At 64.1% G+C, this 19086-nt stretch carries 19 protein-coding genes; 8 read left to right on the top strand and 11 right to left on the bottom strand.

All coding sequences use genetic code 11. The annotated features are described in order from the left end of the window. Positions 1-31 precede the first annotated feature (31 nt). The 3 genes from M1D32_RS07670 to M1D32_RS07660 are packed head-to-tail and all read right to left on the bottom strand — an operon-like array spanning position 32 to position 2553. The gene (locus M1D32_RS07670) at positions 32-457 is read right to left on the bottom strand and encodes an HIT family protein (RefSeq protein ID WP_458781665.1); all 426 of its coding nucleotides are present in this window, start codon (positions 455-457) and stop codon (positions 32-34) included. Beyond that, a complete protein-coding gene (locus tag M1D32_RS07665; RefSeq protein WP_458781664.1) occupies positions 454-1629 on the bottom strand; it encodes an NAD(P)-dependent alcohol dehydrogenase in 1176 nt (391 codons plus the stop codon). Before M1D32_RS07665 ends, M1D32_RS07670 begins: the two co-directional genes overlap by 4 nt. A gap of 9 nt (positions 1630-1638) precedes the next feature. Beyond that, complete coding sequence (locus M1D32_RS07660; protein WP_458781663.1) at positions 1639-2553, bottom strand: sulfurtransferase; 915 nt, start codon at positions 2551-2553, stop codon at positions 1639-1641. A 72-nt stretch (positions 2554-2625) separates the two neighbouring features. On the opposite strand from M1D32_RS07660, the gene M1D32_RS07655 reads away from it, so the two are divergent. Next, complete coding sequence (locus M1D32_RS07655; protein ID WP_458781662.1) at positions 2626-3717, top strand: PLP-dependent cysteine synthase family protein; 1092 nt, start codon at positions 2626-2628, stop codon at positions 3715-3717. On the opposite strand, the gene M1D32_RS07650 is transcribed toward M1D32_RS07655, so the two are convergent. After that, a complete protein-coding gene (locus M1D32_RS07650; protein WP_458781661.1) occupies positions 3714-4370 on the bottom strand; it encodes an MBL fold metallo-hydrolase in 657 nt (218 codons plus the stop codon). The genes M1D32_RS07655 and M1D32_RS07650 overlap by 4 nt on opposite strands. Positions 4371-4465: 95 nt before the next feature. Between M1D32_RS07650 and M1D32_RS07645 the strand changes: the two genes are divergently transcribed. Next, positions 4466-4987 carry a Fur family transcriptional regulator gene (locus tag M1D32_RS07645; protein ID WP_458782129.1) on the top strand — a complete coding sequence of 174 codons (522 nt, stop codon included), beginning with the start codon at positions 4466-4468 and terminating at the stop codon, positions 4985-4987. 71 nt (positions 4988-5058) lie between these two features. Here the strand turns inward: M1D32_RS07645 and M1D32_RS07640 are convergent, their stop codons facing one another. From M1D32_RS07640 to M1D32_RS07620, 5 genes are all read right to left on the bottom strand, one after another. Further along, a complete protein-coding gene (locus M1D32_RS07640; RefSeq protein ID WP_458781660.1) occupies positions 5059-5934 on the bottom strand; it encodes a metal ABC transporter permease in 876 nt (291 codons plus the stop codon). Then, positions 5934-6749, bottom strand: coding sequence for a metal ABC transporter ATP-binding protein (locus M1D32_RS07635; RefSeq protein ID WP_458781659.1), 816 nt, complete (start codon positions 6747-6749; stop codon positions 5934-5936). The genes M1D32_RS07640 and M1D32_RS07635 overlap by 1 nt, the downstream gene beginning before the upstream one ends. Next, the gene (locus M1D32_RS07630) at positions 6746-7744 is read right to left on the bottom strand and encodes a metal ABC transporter solute-binding protein, Zn/Mn family (protein WP_458781658.1); all 999 of its coding nucleotides are present in this window, start codon (positions 7742-7744) and stop codon (positions 6746-6748) included. Before M1D32_RS07630 ends, M1D32_RS07635 begins: the two co-directional genes overlap by 4 nt. Positions 7745-7861: 117 nt before the next feature. Further along, entirely contained in the window at positions 7862-8932 is a 1071-nt protein-coding gene (locus M1D32_RS07625; RefSeq protein WP_458781657.1) for a hemolysin family protein, read from the bottom strand. Then, complete coding sequence (locus M1D32_RS07620; protein ID WP_458781656.1) at positions 8929-10266, bottom strand: hemolysin family protein; 1338 nt, start codon at positions 10264-10266, stop codon at positions 8929-8931. The genes M1D32_RS07625 and M1D32_RS07620 overlap by 4 nt, the downstream gene beginning before the upstream one ends. 561 nt (positions 10267-10827) lie before the next feature. Here M1D32_RS07620 and M1D32_RS07615 point away from each other — a divergent pair. The 5 genes from M1D32_RS07615 to M1D32_RS07595 all read left to right on the top strand — a co-directional run bounded on the left by M1D32_RS07615 (position 10828) and on the right by M1D32_RS07595 (position 17105). Beyond that, entirely contained in the window at positions 10828-14643 is a 3816-nt protein-coding gene (locus M1D32_RS07615; protein ID WP_458781655.1) for a multifunctional oxoglutarate decarboxylase/oxoglutarate dehydrogenase thiamine pyrophosphate-binding subunit/dihydrolipoyllysine-residue succinyltransferase subunit, read from the top strand. A gap of 139 nt (positions 14644-14782) precedes the next feature. Then, entirely contained in the window at positions 14783-15382 is a 600-nt protein-coding gene (locus M1D32_RS07610) for a GDSL-type esterase/lipase family protein (protein ID WP_458781654.1), read from the top strand. An 80-nt stretch (positions 15383-15462) separates the two neighbouring features. Continuing rightward, positions 15463-16290, top strand: coding sequence for a DUF4097 family beta strand repeat-containing protein (locus tag M1D32_RS07605; RefSeq protein ID WP_458781653.1), 828 nt, complete (start codon positions 15463-15465; stop codon positions 16288-16290). Continuing rightward, positions 16290-16907 carry a PadR family transcriptional regulator gene (locus M1D32_RS07600; RefSeq protein WP_458781652.1) on the top strand — a complete coding sequence of 206 codons (618 nt, stop codon included), beginning with the start codon at positions 16290-16292 and terminating at the stop codon, positions 16905-16907. The genes M1D32_RS07605 and M1D32_RS07600 overlap by 1 nt, the downstream gene beginning before the upstream one ends. Before the next feature lie 123 nt (positions 16908-17030). Continuing rightward, complete coding sequence (locus M1D32_RS07595) at positions 17031-17105, top strand: 50S ribosomal protein bL37 (protein ID WP_369299106.1); 75 nt, start codon at positions 17031-17033, stop codon at positions 17103-17105. Positions 17106-17224: 119 nt separating this feature from the next. Here M1D32_RS07595 and rsrA read toward each other — a convergent pair whose 3' ends face one another. Together rsrA and M1D32_RS07585 are read right to left on the bottom strand one after the other, a co-directional pair. Then, on the bottom strand, positions 17225-17485 hold the full coding sequence (rsrA, locus tag M1D32_RS07590; RefSeq protein ID WP_163162425.1) for a mycothiol system anti-sigma-R factor: 261 nt from the start codon (positions 17483-17485) through the stop codon (positions 17225-17227). Further along, on the bottom strand, positions 17482-18252 hold the full coding sequence (locus M1D32_RS07585) for a sigma-70 family RNA polymerase sigma factor (protein WP_458781651.1): 771 nt from the start codon (positions 18250-18252) through the stop codon (positions 17482-17484). The genes rsrA and M1D32_RS07585 overlap by 4 nt, the downstream gene beginning before the upstream one ends. A 281-nt stretch (positions 18253-18533) precedes the next feature. On the opposite strand from M1D32_RS07585, the gene M1D32_RS07580 reads away from it, so the two are divergent. Continuing rightward, on the top strand, positions 18534-19082 hold the full coding sequence (locus M1D32_RS07580; protein WP_458781650.1) for a DoxX family protein: 549 nt from the start codon (positions 18534-18536) through the stop codon (positions 19080-19082). Positions 19083-19086 lie beyond the last annotated feature (4 nt).

The raw sequence follows: 19086 nt of genomic DNA, 5'->3' as shown, positions 1-19086 counted from the left end.
GCCTGGACCGGGAACGGGCAAGCGGGAACCGTCAGGCCGGGACGAACGCGCCGTACCCGGCCGCCCGGAGGCCGTCCCGCAGTTTCTCGGCATTGGCGTCCAGGACCTTTGGATCCGGATCCTGGTCTGCCGAGGCGAAGTTGAAGTCCGCCATGCTCCTTGAAGGCCATACGTGCACGTGGAGGTGGTTGATTTCATAACCTGCCACAATCAGCCCGGCCCGTGCCGCGCCGAAGGTGTCCACCTGGACGGCTCCGATCCGCCGGGCCACCTCCATGACCCTCGCCAGGGTCTCCGGGGAAGCATCCGTCCAGCGGTCCACTTCCTCGGTGGGGACCACCAGGGTGTGTCCGTCGGCCAGCGGTCCTGTGGTGAGGAACGCCGCCACGTCGTCTTCACGCCAGACAAAGCGGCCGGGAATTTCCCCGTTCAGGATCCTGGTGAAGAGTGTGCTCATGCGTCTGCCTCCTTGGCGGGTGCCTGCAGCGTGCTGGTGTCCAGCACAAACCGGTATTTCACATCGCCGGCAACCATCCGGTCGTAGGCGTCATTCAGCTGGTCAACCCGGACAACTTCAATGTCGGCAACCACGCCGTGCTCTGCGCAGAAGTCCAGCATTTCCTGGGTTTCGGCAATGCCTCCGATCAAGGAACCGGCATAGGCTATCCGGCGCCGGATCAGCGCCCGCGGGTTCACGGGCGGCATTGCTTCGGACGGAAGGCCGAGCTGGAAGAGTGCACCGTCAACGCGCAGGGTGCGGAACAGCGGGTTCAGGTCGTGCGGGGCTGCGACGGTGTCGATGATCAGGTCGATGGTGCGGTTGGCGGCATTCATCGCTGCCTCATCGCGGGACAGAACTACGTCGTCGGCGCCCAGTTCAAGGGCGGCCGGCACCTTGGACTCGGACGTGGTGAACACCACCACCTTGGCTCCCATTGCTTTGGCAAGCTTGACGGCCATGTGGCCAAGTCCGCCCAGCCCCACCACACCCACCACATCGCCTTCTTCGACGTCGAAATGCCGCAGGGGCGAAAACGTCGTGACCCCTGCGCACAGCAACGGTGCGACGGCGGCGGGATCCAGGGATTCCGGCACGCGAAGGACGTAGCGGCGGTCCACCACTACTGAGGAGGAATAGCCGCCCTGCGTCAGGGAACCGCCGTTCCGCCGGTCCACAGCACCGTACGTGGCGGTCATCCCTTTTTCGCAGTACTGTTCCAGCCCGTCCAGGCAGCTTTCGCACTCGCGGCAGGAATCCACCATGCAGCCAACACCTACCCGGTCGCCGGGCGCGAAGTCGGTGACGGCTGAACCGATGCGGCTGACAGTGCCCACGATCTCGTGGCCGGGCACGAGCGGCCAGCTCTGGCCACCCCACTCACCGCGCACCGCTTGGACATCAGAATGGCACAGCCCGCAAAACTCGATGGCAATTTCGATGTCGTCTGTCCCGGGAGTGCGCCGGGCAAGGGTCAGCGGAACCAGCCCGCTGTCCGGTGACGTCGCACCGTAAGCGGCGGCCAAGACGCCGTCGGAGGCAATAATCCCAGAGGCAGCCGGTTCAGGAGTGGCAGGTTTCGGGGTGACAGGTTTGGCGAGGGGCGGCGGCACGGGGCGTCCAGGAGTCATAGTGCGACGCTACCCTTCGCCGCCGCCATGTTTCCACTCAGCCGGCCCGCCGCCACCCATGGGTTCGGGTCCCGTCACCACAGGCAGGTTGGCATTGCTTGACCACTCCGAGAAGGACCCGGGATAGAGGGCAGCACGGAATCCGGCGCGTTCAAGGGCTGCCACCTGATGGGCGGCCGTGACCCCGGAGCCGCAGTAGACGCCCACCCGGGCGTCGTCGGTGATGCCCAGCGATTCGAAGCGCCGGCGCAGCTCGGCGGGAGGCAGGAACCGGCCGGCGCCGTCCACATTTGCGGAGGTGGGAGCACTGACGGCACCAGGGATGTGGCCGGCCCGGGGATCAACAGGCTCAAATTCGCCGCGGTACCGTTCTCCGGCCCTCGCGTCGAGAAGAATTCTGTCCGAAGCGGGACCATCCGCAAGGAGCCCAGTCTCCAGCCAGGCGCTCACGTCGGCTGCGTCCAGCACCGGCATCTGTCCGTCCGCCAGGGTGACGTTACCGGGGCTGGCCCTGACCTCGCCCCGGTCGATCGGCAAGCCGGCTGCACGCCATGCTGCCAGGCCGCCGTCGAGCAGGTAAACATCGGGAAGGCCGGCGTTCCGGAGCATCCACCATGCCCGGGCAGCCGCCATGGTGGCGCTGTCGTCGTAGGCCACCACAACATCGCCCGTGGTGATACCCCAACGCCTCGCCGCTTCCTGCAGGGCGCCGGGAGACGGCAGCGGGTGCCGTCCCCGCTCGGGAGCTGCAGGGTCTGCAAGTTCGGCGGCCAGGTCAACGAAGACGGCACCTGGCAGGTGCCCCTGCAGGTAGTGGTCGTGGCCGTGCGGGTCCCCCAGCGCCCAGCGCACGTCCAGCAGCACCGTGCGCTGGCCGCTGGCCAGGCGCTTTTCCAGCGCCGAAACATCCATGAGCGGATTCATTGTGCTCCTTCCGGTGGGCAGCAACGCTCCCACTCTAACGGCAGCTCCGGTGGCCGCGGGTAGGCTGGTGCGGTGAAGATTGAGCGCACCGCGGGCCGGGACTGGGCGGACGAAGCCATCAGGAAAATCACGGCAGAAAACAACCGCTCCGCCGATACCCACCTCTACTCGGTGCCCCTCCCGGAGCACTGGGGTGTACAGCTCTATTTGAAGGATGAGTCCACGCACCGTACCGGCTCCCTCAAGCACCGGCTGGCGCGCTCCCTGTTCCTGTTCGGGCTGGTCAACGGCTGGATCAGGGAGGACACCACCATTGTTGAGGCCTCCAGCGGCAGCACGGCGGTGTCCGAAGCCTATTTTGCCCAGCTCCTGGGTCTGCCGTTCATCGCCGTCATGGCACGCACCACAAGCGCTGAAAAAATTGCGCTGATCGAGCAGTTCGGCGGCGCCTGCCTCCTGGTGGACCATGCCTCCGAGGTCTATGCGACGGCGGAGGAAGTCGCCGCCACCTGCGGCGGGCACTACATGGACCAGTTCACCTTCGCAGAGCGGGCAACGGACTGGCGCGGGAACAACAACATCGCGGAATCCATTTTCGGCCAGCTCGAACTGGAGGAACATCCCATCCCGGACTGGATTGTGGTGGGTGCGGGGACGGGCGGAACCAGCGCAACCATCGGGAGGTACCTCCGTTACCACAGCCATCCCACCCGCCTGCTGGTGGTGGACCCGGAGAACTCAGCCTTCTACCCGGGTTGGCGCGGCAACACCTCGGGACCCGCTACCGGCCTGCCGTCCCGGATCGAGGGCATCGGCCGGCCCAGGATGGAGCCCAGCTTTGTGCCATCGGTGATCGACCACATGATCCAGGTTCCGGACGCCGCATCGGTCGCTGCCATGCGTCACCTGCACACGCTGGCCGGACTCCACGCCGGTCCCTCCACCGGCACCAACCTCTGGGGCGTCTGGCAACTCATCGCCGGAATGATCGCGGAAGGCCGGAAGGGCAGCATCGTCTCGCTGATGTGCGACGGCGGCGAACGCTATGCAGGGAACTACTACCACCCGGACTGGTTGGCCTCCCACGACTTGGACCCTACGCCATATGAAGCGGTGATCCGGCGGTTTTTCGACACCGGCCACTGGAACGGCGAAGGGGTTTAGACTTCCACGGACTCCCGTGCGGCCAGGTGCTGATACTCCGTGCCGTACTTTGCCCCGAGCCTCTTGACATGGCCCTCCACGATTTTCAGGCCGGTGTCATTGAGCAGTCCGTCATGGATCTGGAAAGCGCGGGGCGCGCGGACGCCGATCACGAAGTCCACCACCTCCGCAGCCTTGCTCCATGGTGCATGGAGGGGAACCAGCAGTGTTTGCACGCTGATGCCGTCGGGAATAACAAACGAATCACCCGGGTGGTACACATTCCCGTCCAGGAGGTAACCCACGTTGGCCACGACGGGGATCTGCGGATGGATCAAGGCGTGCTGTCCGCCGAAGCTGCGGACCTCAAAGCCTGCCGCTTCAAACGATGACCCGGGGTCCACGGTGTTGATGCGGGCTGCAGCTTCGGGAGCCTCCTTGCGCAGGTTGTCAGCGACACCCGCCGGGGCAAAAACTGCCAAGTCCCCGTTGCCCTTCAATGCAGCCACTACTGCGGGAACGTCAATGTGGTCGCCATGTTCGTGCGTGACCAGCACTGCTTCGGCACCCGGCAGCGCCTCAGTCGATTCCGACAACGTCCCGGGATCGAGCACCAGAATCCGGTTGTCCTTCTCAAGCCGGACGCAGGCGTGGGTGTATTTGGTCAGCTTCATAGCGCCAGCCTAGGGTCCGGCACGAACCCCTGTCCACGAAGCTCCGGCTGGTAATCTTGATCTTTGCCACCATCCTGAGGGAAGCGAGTCCATCCATGCCGTTCGGCACCAAGGCTGATTCCACCAAGCCCGCTTCGGCACCAGCCTCAGGCGGCGGCACACGGACCGCAGCCGGTCCTGCCGGTGCTTCCGGCGGCCCCGCTGCCGGCAAGGAACAGCGCGTCACCAAGCAGCGGCTGGCCGTCAGTGCCGCCCTTGATGAACTGGACGACTTCGTGAGCACGCAGGAGCTCTACCGCATCCTGCAGAACCAGGGCGTCTCGGTGTCGCTCGCCACTGCCTACCGGATCCTCCAGTCGCTTGCCGACGAGGGACTGGTGGACGTGCTGCGCAATGGCGACGGCGAAGCGGTTTACCGCCGCTGTGCCGTCACCGGCCACCACCACCACCTCCTGTGCCGGAACTGCGGCAAAGCCGTTGAGGTGGAAGCGCCGGCCGTGGAAACGTGGGCAGCCCGCACGGCCAGCGAACACGGCTACACCGAGGTAGCGCACACGGTGGAGATCTTCGGGTTGTGCCCGGACTGCACGGCCCTCAGGGCCGCCGGCAAGCTCTAGGAAAAGGCCAGCGTCGGGAGCTGTCCCTGGTGCTGGCCCCGTCGCTTGACGCGGCAAGGGCGCCTGCACGATCAGTGCGTCTGCAGTACCCGCCCGTTGATGCCCCGGGAAGCCCGGACGGAACCGATGACGCGGCACACCACATAGATCAGGAACGACAACGTGGTGACGTAGGGGCTGATGGGAATGCGGCCGCCCAGTGCCAGCAGGATTCCGCCGACGGTCGCCGTCATGGCGAACACCACGCTGAGCACTACCACTGCCACGGGAGAGGAAGTCACCCGGAGGGCGGCGGCAGCCGGCGTGATCAGGAGTGCGAGCACCAGCAGGGCTCCCACCACCTGAATGGAAAGAGCCACGCTGATTCCCAGCAGGACCATAAAAACGATGGCGAGCGTCCGGACAGGGACGCCGCGGGCCTCGGCCAGTTCGGGATCCACGCTGGCAAAGTTCAGAGGCCGCCAGATAGCCCCCAGGACCACCATCACCACCACCGCGGTTCCGGCCAGGGCCTGAAGCTGCACGGTATCAACTGAAACGATCTGCCCGGTCAAAAGTCCGAACTTGTTGGCGGCGCGCCCCTCATACAACGACAGGAACAGGATCCCGAGGCCCAGCCCGAAGGGCATGATCACGCCGATGATGGAGTTCTTGTCCCTGGCCCTGACCCCCATCAGGCCCAGGAGCAGCGCTGCGGCCACAGAGCCGATCAGCGAACCAAAAACGATGTCAGCCCCGATCAGCAGGGCAAAGGCGGCTCCGGCGAAGGACAGTTCGGAAATTCCGTGCACGGCGAACGCCAGGTCGCGCTTCATGACAAACGTCCCCACCAGCCCGCCGAGCAGGCCCAGGACGGCTCCTGCCCAAATCGAGTTCTGGACCAGGACCAGCAACTCGCCGTAGTTCTCGAAGCTGAAGATCGCACCAAGAATGCTGTCGGCGTCCATCAGGCCACCTCTCCGGCAAGGGCATGGGCCTCCGCGTGATGATGAGTGGTGGCATCCGGCAGGCCCACCACCACGATGCGCCCGTTGGCGTGGATCACCTCAACATGGCTGCCGTAGAGGTCAGAGAGGACCTCCGTGGTCATAACTTCCTCCGGAGTGCCCACCTTGAAGCGCCCGCCGGCCAGGTAAAGCACCCGGTCCACGTAGTCGATCACGGGGTTGATCTCGTGGGTAACGAACACCACTGCACTGTTCTGCTCGTGGCATTGTTTGTTGATCAGTGCGCTGACCGCCTGCTGGTGGTGCAGGTCAAGGGAGAGCAGCGGTTCGTCACACAGCAGGACCTTGGGGTCGGTGGCGAGTGCCTGGGCCACACGGAGCCGCTGCTGCTCGCCGCCGGAGAGTTGGCCCACCGGAACCTTGGCGTACTCCGTCGCCCCCACCAGTTCAAGGAGCTCATCAATCCTGCGGTTGGCCTTGGCCGGGGACAGGCGGAGCCCCCAGCGGTGCCCGTCAACCCCGAGGCCTACCAGGTCCCGGGCCCGCATGGGCGTATCGCGGGCGAAAGACTTTTGCTGCGGGATGTAGCCAATCAGGCTGCTGCCGCGCTCCACCGGATGCCCACCCAGCGTGGCCTTGCCCCGGTGCAGGTCCTGGAGGCCCAGCAGGACTTTCAGGAAGCTGGTTTTGCCGCTGCCGTTGGGGCCAAGCACGGCAAAGAACTCGCCGGGCCTGATGTCCAGGTCCAGATCCTCCCAGAGCGTCCGCTTACCGAAAGTGAGGGACGCCCCGGTGAGGCTGACCACGGGTTTCAACTATTTTTCTCCAGAACTTTGCTGACGTTGTTCACATTGTCCGTCATCCACTGCAGGTAGGTCTTGCCCTCCGGCAGAGTTTCACTGAAATCGACCACCGGAACGCCTGCCGCTTCGGCGGCCTTCTTCAGCGCTTCTGTCTGCGGACCTTCGGTCTGCCCGTTGTAGGCAAGGAACCGGACGGATTTGGAGGACACCAGATCGGTTGCGGCCTTGAGAACGGCCGGCGGAACGTCGGAGCCTTCCTCAATCGCAGCAGTGTAGTCCTCAGGCGTAGCGTTCTCCAGGCCTGCAGCTTCGAGCAGGTACACCGGCACCGGCTCGGTCACGGCAACCTGCGCGACTGCCCCACCGGCCTTCAGCCCTTCAAGTTTTCCGCCCAGTTCCTCGAGCCCGGACTTGAAGGCAGCAGCGTTCGATTCGAAGGTAGTGGCGGAGGCAGGCTCCAGCTCACCAAGCTTGGCGGCAACGCCATCGGCCAGTTGTCCCATGGCCGCAAGGTTGTACCAGACGTGCTCGTTCAACTCACCGTGATCGTGGGCGTGCTCATCCCCTGCCGGCGAATCCGCCGGGGTTGCCTCGCCCGAAGCCTCTTCCTCGGGGTGTGCCAGGCCGGAAAGCTCGACGGCGTTCAGCACCTTGCCTGCGTCCAGGTTGTTGTCCTCCGCCAGGGTATGGAGGAAGTCGTCGTATCCGCCGCCATTTTGGATGACGAGGTCCGCCTTGGACACGGCCAACCGGTCCTGGGCTGTGGCTTCGTAGGAATGCGGGTCCTGGCTCGTCTTGGTGATGATGGCCGTAACGCTGACTTTGTCTCCGCCAATAGTTGTGGCGATGTCCCCGTAAACGTTGGTGGATGCCACCACGTTGATGCCGACTGCAGCTTCGGGTGTCGATTCGGGCGTCGCTTCGGGCTGCGGGCTGCACGCCGTAAGCATCAGGCCGAGCCCTGCAAGGGCTGCTAAAGACGTTCGGGCAGCGGCTAAACGGCGCACGGAAACCTCAGTTCAGGGTGGGAACGGAAAGAACCACTCAAGCTTATACCTAAATGGGAATGATTCCTATTTAGGTATAAGCCGGTGCGGGCGCCTTCATGTGAGTCACGCACCCTGTCATCCGCCGTTTGGCTGGCCCAGCCTGCGGACGCCGGTGGCCTGGGTGGCATCGCGGATTTCACCCACGAGCTGCTCAATCACGTCTTCCAGGAACAGGACACCCTTCGTCCTGCCGTCGGGGCCGATGACCCGCGCGAGGTGCGATCCAGTGCGCTGCATCACCGACATCGCCTTTTCGATTTCGTCGTCCAGGGCCAGGTTCGCGAGGGACCTGATGCGGCTCTCGGCAATGGGGCGCTCGTAGGCTGCTTCCGGGATGGACAGGACGTCCTTTACGTGGAGGTATCCGTACAACAGGTCGTCATCATCGAGCATGGGGAAGCGGGAGAATCCGGTGCGGCTCACTGCTTTCTCGAACTCCACCGGAGTGGTGGCGGCCCTGAGCATGACCAGCTTTTCCAGCGGAACCATGATGTCCGCTGCAGTGTATTCGGAGAACTCCAAGGCGCCGGTGATGAGCCCGGCGTCGTCGTCCACCAGCCCGTGGCGGGTGGACTCCTGCACGATGGACTGCACCTCCTCAAGGGTGAAGGAGGAGTTCACTTCGTCCTTGGGCTCTATGCGGAGGAGCTTGAGGATGTGGTTTGCGGACCAGTTAAGGACGGAGATGACGGGGTGGACCAGCCGGGCAACGAACATCAGCGGCGGCGCGAGCAGAAGTGCCGCCTTGTCAGCCACGCTGACAGAGATGTTCTTCGGCACCATCTCGCCGAAGGTCACGTGCAGGAACGTCACCAGCATCAGCGCCACGGCGAAGGCTGCCACGTCGGCAACTTCCATCGGCAGGCCCAGCATTTCCAGCGGCACAGCCAGCAGGTGGTGGATAGCGGGTTCTGCCACCAGGAGAATCAGGAGGGAACAGACCGTAATGCCCAGTTGGGCGCACGCCAGCATCAGCGAAACGTTCTCCATGGCACGGAGGGTGGTCTGCGCCCGCTTGGATCCGGCTTCAGCCAGCGGCTCGATCTGGCTGCGCCGGGCCGACATTACGGCAAACTCGGCGGCAACAAAAAACGCGTTGCCGAACAGGAGGACAACCAGCCACAGTATTCCGGCCCAGTCGCTCATCGTTCAGTCCCGTCGTCGTTGTTGCCGGACTCTGGTTCGGGCTCAGCCGGCCGGAAACAGATCCGGTCGATCCGCCGGCCGTCCATCCTGGTGACACTCAGGGTGCCGCCGCCGACGGGTACGGCGTCGCCCACCATGGCGATTCGGCCCAGTTTGCTCATGACATAGCCGCCCACTGTTTCGTAGGCCGCCTCATCGGGGACGGTCAGGCCGGAAATCTGTTCGGACAGTTCATCCGGGCGAAGAAGTCCGGGGAAATACCAGTCTCCTGACGCACTCTGCAGCAGCCCGGGACGGACCTTGTCGTGCTCGTCCGACACCTCGCCCACGATTTCCTCCACGAGATCTTCGAGGGTGGCGATGCCGGCCGTCCCGCCATATTCGTCCAGGACAACCGCGAGCTGCAGGTTGCCCTCGCGGAGTTCCGCCAGCAGGGCGTCGAGATGGATGGTCTCCGGAACCCGCAGCACGTCAGTCATGATGGCTCCGGCTTCCAGGTTTTGCCGCCGGTCCCAAGGAACTGCCACCGCCTTTTTGACGTGGACAAGCCCCCTGATATCGTCCGCAGACTCACCGATGATGGGGAAACGCGAGTATCCGGTCCGGCGTGCGGCAGCCAGGATGTCGGAGACCGGCTGGTCCGCCTCGATCGTTTCCACGCGAATGCGCGGCGTCATCACGTCGGCCGCCGTACGCGTGGAGAAGTTCAAGGTGCGTGCCACGAAGTTGGCCGTGCCGGCGTCGAGCGTTCCCATCTCCGCCGACCGCCGCACCAGCGACGAGAGCTCGGCAGGGGTCCTGGCACCGGAAATCTCTTCCTTCGCCTCCAGCCCGAAAACATTCAGGACCTTGTTGGAGAAGCCGTTGAGCACCACGATCGCGGGTTTGAACACGGCGGTGAACATCAGCTGCGGCCGGGCCAGGGCGCGGCCCACGGGGAAGGAAAGGGCGATGGCCATGTTCTTGGGCACCAGTTCGCCCAGGAGCATTGACAGCAGGGTGGCGATGACCATTGCCAGGACCAGCGAGATGGATGCCACCGCCACCTCGGGAAGCCCGACGGCGGCAAGCGGGGCTTCCAATAGCCGGCCCACCGAGGGCTCCATCACATAACCGGTCAGCAGCGTGGTCAAGGTAATGCCCAGCTGGCAGCTGGAGAGCTGGGTGGACAGGGACTTCAGGCACGCGAGCAGAGGAACGGCGCCGGCGTCGCCGTCGTCGATGGCCCTTTGCACGGTCGCCTGGTCAAGGGCAATAAGGGAAAATTCGACGGCGACAAAAAAGCCCGTGCCGGCGATCAGCAGCAAACCCGCTGCGAGGAGAAGCCATTCCATTCAGCATCCCGTCCCGACAGCAGTGGCTGCAAGGCAGGGCGTTGAAGACGGGAAGCGGCGCCAGGAATATCGGTCCGGCGGAGGATGGTCGGCCGACGCCGACGCAGTTTCCTTTGCAGCTGCTGCCGGTTGTGCCAGCGAATGGTGATGGGCGCGTGTTCGGGGTTTGCCGGCTCTGCGGGTGGACTGTGCGGCGCTCTTTGCGCTCCGCTGACAGCCCCCAGGCCGGCACCTAGATTTACTGTCCATAAGAATTTCAGTCTACAGGAGCCCGACTGCCCCGCCGCGACTCCCGCCACAGCCGCCGGGGCGGCCCCGCACGCGGCTCAAAACCCATATTTCCCCGCACGCCACAACGCCACATTCGGGAACTCCAGGACGCCACATTCCGGCCTTTTCACGTCACTTCATGATTTGGGTCACCCTTATTGGCAGTTACCACACGATGCTTACTAGACTGGCATTGGTCTGGGTTCAGAGGACGCAGAGACCGGTTAAAACGTAGTGCTGAAGCACCGTGGGCCGGAGAGAAATCAAACTCATGGAAGAGGCGTATTTCAAGTGCCAGAGCAGCCAAGCCACCGTCTACCAGAGGAATTTGGCGGAAACGAGTGGCTCGTTGACGAACTGTACGAGCAGTACCAAAAGGACAAGAACGCTGTCGACGCCAAATGGTGGCCGCTGTTCGAATCCTTCGGCTCGGCCGGCAGTTCTTCTTCCAACGGAAACTCGGGGCATGCCGCTGCCCACCCTGCAACGAGGGAGATGCCGGTTGTAAATGCGGCACCTGCGGCACCGGCAGCGCCGCCGGCAGCAGCTCCCCCCGCTCCGTCGGCACCGCCTGCTTCTGCGGCACCCGCTGCTCCAGCGCCGGCACCGGTGAAGAAGGCTCCTGCCACCGTGGCCCGCGACGGTTCGAAGAAGACCGAGTCCGGCACGGGTTCGCAGCCCATCCCAGCGCAGCTGCCCAAGAACGTTAAGGCCCCCACGGCTCCCGAAGAGGACGTTGTTTCCGTCCTTCGCGGACCGGCAAAGGCCATCGCCACCAATATGGTCACCAGCCTCCAGGTACCCACGGCCACCAGCGTCCGGGCCATCCCCGCCAAGCTGCTGATCGACAACCGCGTTGTCATCAACTCCAACCTCGCCCGCGCACGCGGCGGCAAGGTCTCCTTCACGCACCTCATCGGCTACGCGGTGATCCGCGCGCTCTCCCAGTTCCCTTCCATGAACGTGTACTACGACGAGGTGGACGGCAAGCCCGTCGCCGTCCAGCCGGCACACGTCAACTTCGGCATCGCCATCGACATGCCCAAGCCCGACGGAACCCGCCTGCTGATGGTGCCGAACATCAAGAAGGCCGAGACCCTCAACTTCTCCGAGTTCTGGCACACCTACGAGGACCTCATCAAGCGCGCCCGCAACGGCAAGCTGACCGCCGAGGACCACCAGGGCACCACCGTCTCCCTGACCAACCCGGGCGGCATCGGCACTGTGCACTCCGTGCCGCGCCTTTCCAAGGGCCAGGCAGCCATCATCGGCGTCGGCGCACTCGACTACCCTGCCGAGTTCCAGGGCGCCAGCGAGAAGATCATCGCCCAGAATGCCATCAGCAAGGTCCTCACGCTGACCTCCACCTACGATCACCGGGTGATCCAGGGCGCCGGCAGCGGCGAGTTCCTGAAGCTGGTCCACCAGCTCCTGCTTGGTGCACAGAACTTCTACGACGAGATCTTCGAGTCCCTGCGCATCCCATACGAGCCCGTGCGCTGGAGCGCCGACAAGCAGGTGGACCCGGCAGACGAAATCAACAAGGTTGCCCGGATTCAGCAGCTGATCCACTCCTACCGCGTCCGCGGCCACCTGATGGCGGACACCGATCCCCTCGAATACGTCCAGCGCAAGCACCCGGACCTTGACGTCCTCACATACGGCCTGACGCTCTGGGACCTGGACCGCGAATGGCCCACCGGCGGCTTCGGCGGCAAGCCCATGCTCAAGTTCCGTGACATCCTGGGCGTCCTGCGCGACGCCTACTGCCGCACCACGGGCATCGAGTACATGCACATCCAGGAGCCTGCCGAGCGCAAGTGGTTCCAGGACCAGCTGGAGCACCCGTACTCAAAGCCCAGCCGTGAAGAGCAGCTGCGCATCGTCTCCAAACTGAACGCAGCGGAGGCGTTTGAAACCTTCCTGCAGACCAAGTTCGTAGGCCAGAAGCGGTTCTCCCTCGAAGGCGGCGAGTCCCTGATTCCGCTGCTTGATGCCATCATGTCCGACGCCGCCGATGACGGCCTGGACGAGGTAGCCATTGGCATGGCCCACCGCGGCCGCCTGAACGTGCTCACCAACATCGCCGGCAAGACCTACGCACAGGTTTTCCGCGAATTCGAGGGCACCCAGGATCCCCGCTCCGTCCAGGGGTCCGGTGACGTCAAGTACCACTTGGGCACCGAGGGCACCTTCACCTCGGATAACGGCAAGGAGACCAAGGTCTACCTGGCTGCCAACCCGTCCCACCTTGAAGCAGTGGACCCTGTCCTTGAGGGCATCGTCCGCGCCAAGCAGGACCGCCTGGATCAGGGCGAGTCGTTCCCGGTCCTGCCCATCATGGTCCACGGAGACGCTGCTTTCGCCGGGCAGGGCGTGGTTGCCGAAACCCTTAACCTGTCCCAGCTCCGCGGCTACCGCACCGGCGGAACCATCCACGTGGTGGTCAACAACCAGGTGGGCTTCACCACGGCGCCCTCATCGTCCCGGTCCTCCACGTACTCCACCGATGTTGCCAAGATGATCCAGGCACCGGTGTTCCACGTGAACGGCGACGATCCCGAGGCTGTGGTCCGCATTGGCCAGCTCGCCTACGAGTTCCGCCAGCGGTTCCACAAGGATGTTGTGATCGACATGGTCTGCTACCGCCGCCGCGGTCACAACGAGGGCGACGACCCCTCGATGACCCAGCCGCTGATGTACAACCTGATCGAAGCCAAGCGCTCGGTGCGCAAGCTTTACACCGAGTCGCTCATCGGCCGTGGCGACATCACCGAGGAAGAAGCCGAGCAGTTGCTTCGCGATTACCAGGAACGGCTGGAGCGGGTCTTTGCCGAGACCCATGCTGCCCAGACGTCCCCGATTCCGATCGTTACGGCGGATTCCGCAGCAGTGTCCGACATCGAGCGGCCTATCGCCCAGCAGTCGGACTCCAGCACGAACTCCCCCGTGTCCACAGCCATCTCGGCAGACACCCTGGCCCGGATCGGCAAGGCCCACCTGGAGATTCCTGACGGCTTCACCGTCCACGCCAAGCTCAAGCAGCTGCTGGAGAAGCGTGAACAGATGTCCCGCGAAGGCGGCATCGACTGGGGCTTCGGCGAGATCGCAGCCTTTGGCTCCCTCATCATGGAAGGCGTGCCGGTGCGCCTGGCGGGCCAGGACTCGCGCCGCGGCACGTTTGTCCAGCGCCACGCCGTCTTCCATGACCGCGCCAACGGCAAGGAATGGCTGCCGCTGGGCAACCTTTCCGATGACCAGGCCAAGCTGTGGATCTACGATTCACTGCTGTCCGAATACGCGGCCATGGGCTTCGAATACGGCTACTCGGTGGAGCGCCCCGACGCCCTCGTCCTGTGGGAAGCCCAGTTCGGCGACTTCGTCAACGGCGCCCAGATCGTCATCGACGAATTCATTTCCTCCGCTGAGCAGAAGTGGGGCCAGCGCTCGTCCCTGGTGCTGATGCTTCCGCACGGCTACGAGGGCCAGGGCCCGGACCACTCTTCCGCAAGGATTGAACGTTTCCTGCAGATGTGTGCCGAAGAGAACATGATCGTGGCCAACCCCACTACCGCGGCCTCGCACTTCCACCTGCTGCGCCGCCAGGCGTACAGCCGGCCGCGGAAGCCGTTGATCATCTTCACGCCCAAGCAGCTGCTGCGCCTCAAGGCTGCCGCATCGTCCGTGGAGGACTTCACCAACGGCGGGTTCCGGCCTGTCATCGGTGAGCATGAGCAGCTGGCCGCAGACGCCGTCGAACGCGTTCTGCTGGTCTCAGGCCGCCTCTACTACGATCTCCTGTCCACGCGGCAGAAGACCGATGACAAGACGACCGCGATCGTCCGGGTGGAGCAGCTTTACCCGCTGCCGCACGCGGAGATTGCAGCCGAGCTGGCCAAGTACCCGAACGCGGAGGTTGTCTGGGCGCAGGATGAGCCCGCCAACCAGGGACCGTGGCCGTTTATTGGCCTGAACCTCCCGGATGCCCTTGACCGGAGGGTCCGCCTGGTGTCGCGTCCGGCGTCGGCCTCCACGGCCGCCGGCTCCATGAAGCGCCACGCCGCGGAGCAGGATGCCCTGCTGAAGCAGGCATTTGCGCGGAAGTAACCCGTAAGGCTGCCCGGCCGGACGTCGAAATACCAGACTCCGGCCGGGCAGTTCTGTTTAATGGGATGGACAGCGCCCGCCCGATCCCCTATATGGTCCGGGTGGCGACGGGCAGCAGCACCGAAGTTAAGAGGAACGTGTGGAAGACAGGAAGCTGCGTATCGCAGCTGTAGGAGATGAATTGCTGGCCGGTCTGGGTGACCCCCGGGCGCTCGGCTGGCTGGGCCGTGTCTTGGCCCGCACTCCCCAGGATGGCGTGCTCCTGGAAAGCTACGCCCTCCCCTGTCCGCAGGAAGGCACGGAAGGCCTGGCCGCCCGCTGGATGGACGAGGCCGGCCGGCGGTTCAGCGACCAGGCCGAGAACCGCCTGGTGATAGGTCTGTCCGGCCGGGATATCGAGTTCGGACTTTCCACCGCCCGCAGCCGGCTCAACTTGGCCAATATCCTGGACTCGGCGTCCCAGAACCGCCTGGGAGTCTTTGTGGTGGGGCCGCCACCCACGCTGGACCCTGGGCAGAACCGCCGGCTGGACGAGCTGAACACTGCTTTCGCTGATGTGACCACGCGCCGCAAGCATCTTTATGTGGACACATTTTCCCCCCTCCTAAACCACGAACAGTGGCGCCAGGACCTGGCCGCAAACGGCGGCACGCCAGGGCAGGCCGGATACGGGCTGATGGCCTGGCTGGTACTGCACCGTGGCTGGTTCCAGTGGCTGGGGATGGCCGTCCCGGAGTAGGCGCTCGCGATATATCTTGACCTCCGCCTGCGCCGGCAGTAGGTTGGATCCATCACGCGATATATCGTCTTGGAGGACCAATGGCTGAGCAAAACTGGGATGTCACGAGCGCGCAGACCATCGACGTCGACTCGGTGACGTCCGTGAAGCTGGGCATGGTGCGGGGCCGCTTCGACGTGGTGGCGCACCACGAGCCAGTCACCCGGATAGAGATTTCCGAGGTCCAGGGCGATCCCGTGGCGGTCTCGCTTGAGGACGGCCGGCTTGAAGTCCGCCACCAGCTGCACGGGCCCCAGGGCTGGTTCAAGAACCTCATGGGAACGGTCAACCACAACAGCGAGAACTACGCAATCATCAGCATCGCGGTTCCGGCGACGGTTGAGGTTGAGGCAGGCACCGTCAGCGGTGACGGCCTCGTGTCCGGGATGGCCGGCCGAACGCGCCTGAACACTGTCTCCGGTTCTGTCATGGCCGACGGCACTGACGGCGAACTGCACGTCAACACCGTTAGCGGCGAGGTGAGCGCCCGCAATCACACCGGTGTCCTTACTGCCAAGACCGTCTCCGGCGAGGTGACGGCCTCCGGCAACTTCAGCCATATCAGGGCCAACACGGTCAGCGGCGGAATGAGTTTCGACCTTCTGGGCTACACCCAGGATTTCGGGGCAAACTCAGTATCAGGAGACCTCACCATCCGCATCCCCCACGACGTTGGCGTTGATATCGTAGCCAAATCGGCCAGCGGAACAGTAGTGATCGACCACCAGAAGTACCACGTGCCCGGGGGCAGGGTGGAAACGATCGCCGGGCCGGACACCAAACTCATGCTGGTCAGGACGAATTCCGTGTCAGGCACGACGTCCATCATCCACAGTGGACAGTCCGGGAATGCGGAAGAACGGCCCTGATGCCGGCCGTATTCGCCCACGGTGCCCTGCGGCTCTACCTTCTGTCCCTGCTGGAGTCCGGCCCGAAGCATGGCTACGAACTCATTAAGGCGCTCAAGGAGCGGTTCGGCGGCACCTACTCCCCCAGCGCGGGCACTATCTACCCGCGGTTGGGGAAACTTGAGGAGGAGGGGTTGGTGGCCACAGAGTCCGCCGGACGCCGCACCAACTACCGCATAACGCCGGCCGGATTGGCGGAGCTGAACCTGCGCCGCGAAGAACTGGCGGCGGTGGAGAACGAAATTTCCGCCTCCGTGCGGCGGCTGGCAGATAACCTCCGCGAAGACATCCGCAGCAATATGCGCGGGCTGCGGGCCGACCTTGCAGCAACGGCGGAGGCAGCCCGGGCAGCCGCCGGCTCGGGCGACTCCACCGCCTCCAGCGGCAGGTCGGCAGCAGAGAGCAGGCGTTCCCTAAGAGAAGCAGAGACGATGCTCCAGGCCTTCCGTGATGAGCTCCGGACCGAGCTGCGGCTGCAGGCAGGCAAGCAGCCGCTCAATCCAGTGGTCCTGGAAACGCTCAGGACGGTGCTGGAACAGGCGCGCATCGCCGTCCGGAACTCCCTCCTCGAAAAGTAACCGCCGCGGCAAACCGCACATCGAACCGCAGGTCACGCTGTGGTCCCCGGTTCGCAGGGTGCCGCATCATGTGGGAGACTTGAGGGCAGCTCTTTTTGAGTACCAACAGTAAGGAGGCCAGCTATGAGCAAGCGTGCACGCAAGCGTCGTGACCGTAAGCGTGGCGGCGCGAACCACGGGAAGCGCCCCAACACCTAGGCAAAATGCCAGGTACTACGGTTCACAGCACAGGACCCCGGAAGCTAATCGGCTTCCGGGGTCCTTTGTATGTATGACGGGATCGTCGCCCTGCTTGGTTGCTGGACCGCTGGCGCGGGCTAGGCGTCCACCGGCCGGATCGAATGGATCCGGTCCAGGATGGCGTTTTTGAGGTTCTCGGGAGCAGCCTCAGTGCAGGAACGCTTGACCATGTTGCGGATGACGCACTCAAGGTCGTACTGCTCCGTGCACTCGGGGCAGTCATCAAGGTGGGTCTTTATTTCCGTGATGTCCTCACGGGTCAAGGCACCGTCCAGATACTCATAGATGCGTTGCATCCGGGTGTCGTCGCAGTCGCCCAATCCCTGGCAGTCGCTCATTTCCTGTTCTCCTGTTGTGTGCTTTCCGCCGCGTCCTTCGGACCCGCGGCCGTTTTGAATCCCCGCTCGGCGGCGTACTCCCCGAGCATGTCCCGCAACATTCTCCGGCCGCGGTGGAGCCGGGACATCACTGTGCCGATGGGCGTGTTCATGATGTCTGAAATTTCCTTGTACGCGAAGCCCTCGACATCTGCGAAATAGACCGCCAGGCGGAACTCTTCGGGGATGTCCTGGAGCGCTCGCTTGACGTCCGAATCGGGCAGGTGATCCAGCGCCTCCGCCTCAGCGGAGCGGAGCCCGCTTGAGGTGTGTGATTCAGCCCGCGCCAACTGCCAGTCCTCGATAGTGTCCGAGTTGGACTGGAGCGGCTCGCGCTGCCGTTTCCGGTACAGGTTGATATAGGTGTTGGTCAGAATCCGGTATAGCCAGGCCTTGAGGTTGGTTCCGGGCTTGTACTGGTGAAACGCGGAGAAGGCCTTGGTGTAGGCCTCCTGGACGAGGTCCTCCGCGTCAGCAGGGTTCCGTGCCATGCGCATCGCGGCCGAGTAGAGCTGGTCGACATACTGCATCGCGTCGCGCTCAAACCGGGCACGGCGTTCCTCCGCAGATTCCGTGGAAAGCTCAACCACCTCTTCGGTGGTTTCCGCTTCGGGCTGCAGGGATTCCGCCGTCGGCTCTGCAGGCCGGGGCCGTGCGTCAGCGCTGCTCTTGGCTTCGCTTTGGGAAGCCTCATACATGGCCGAAACGGCCGGATCCAAGGTGCTCATTGCCTTCAAGTCTACTGTCAGGCTCCGCGCACGCGGAGAGCCGTACCCGGGGGGTTCGTCCTCCAACAAGTCCATGGCCACCGGGCCTGCTGCGTCAATTCCGTCCAACACCCGCTTCAAGGCCCAACTCCGCTCTGTTGTCCGGTGCTTTGTGGTTCGGGTCCGGCTCTCGCGGACCCAGCATTCATAACCCCGGGCCTTGGGCAAATATTCCCCAAAAGTGCAAGACTAGAACGGACTTCGCCGCACCCGACGCGGTTCGTCCATCCAGGAGGAAATCCATGTCCTTTGTCCGCACACTCGCCCGTCCCATGCTGGCCTCCAGTTTTGTAATTGCCGGAATGGATAAGCTCAAGAACGCCGATGACACCGCTCAACAGTTGTCGCCCCTGCTGAGCAAGGCAACGGCGGCGCTGCCGTTCCGTACTGACGAGAAGACGCTGGCACGGGTGATCGGCGGCACTCAGGTGGGCGCGGGCGTCCTCTTTGGGCTCGGGAAGTTTTCCCGGCTTTCAGCCACTGTGCTGACCGTCATTTCCCTTCTCAACACCTTTGTCGAGTGGCGCAGCGCGGACATCAGCAGCAAGGAAGGCCGCGGGAACCGCCGCAACCAGCTGCTCAAGAACCTTTCACTAAGCGGCGGTGCCCTGCTTGCTTCCGTTGATACGGCAGGCAAACCGGGACTGGCGTGGCGCGCGGAGCACCTTGCTGCCGACGCGCGGAAGGGCGCCGCCCACCTTGCCGCCGATGCCAGGAAAACCACCAACAAGAAGCTCTCCAAGGCCGATAAGGTGGTCCGCCGCGCCGTTGAACAGGCCACAGGGGCATAAGCAG

Source organism: Arthrobacter sp. D3-16 (genome assembly GCF_054408515.1).
This window is presented reverse-complemented; position numbering and strand designations above follow the sequence as displayed.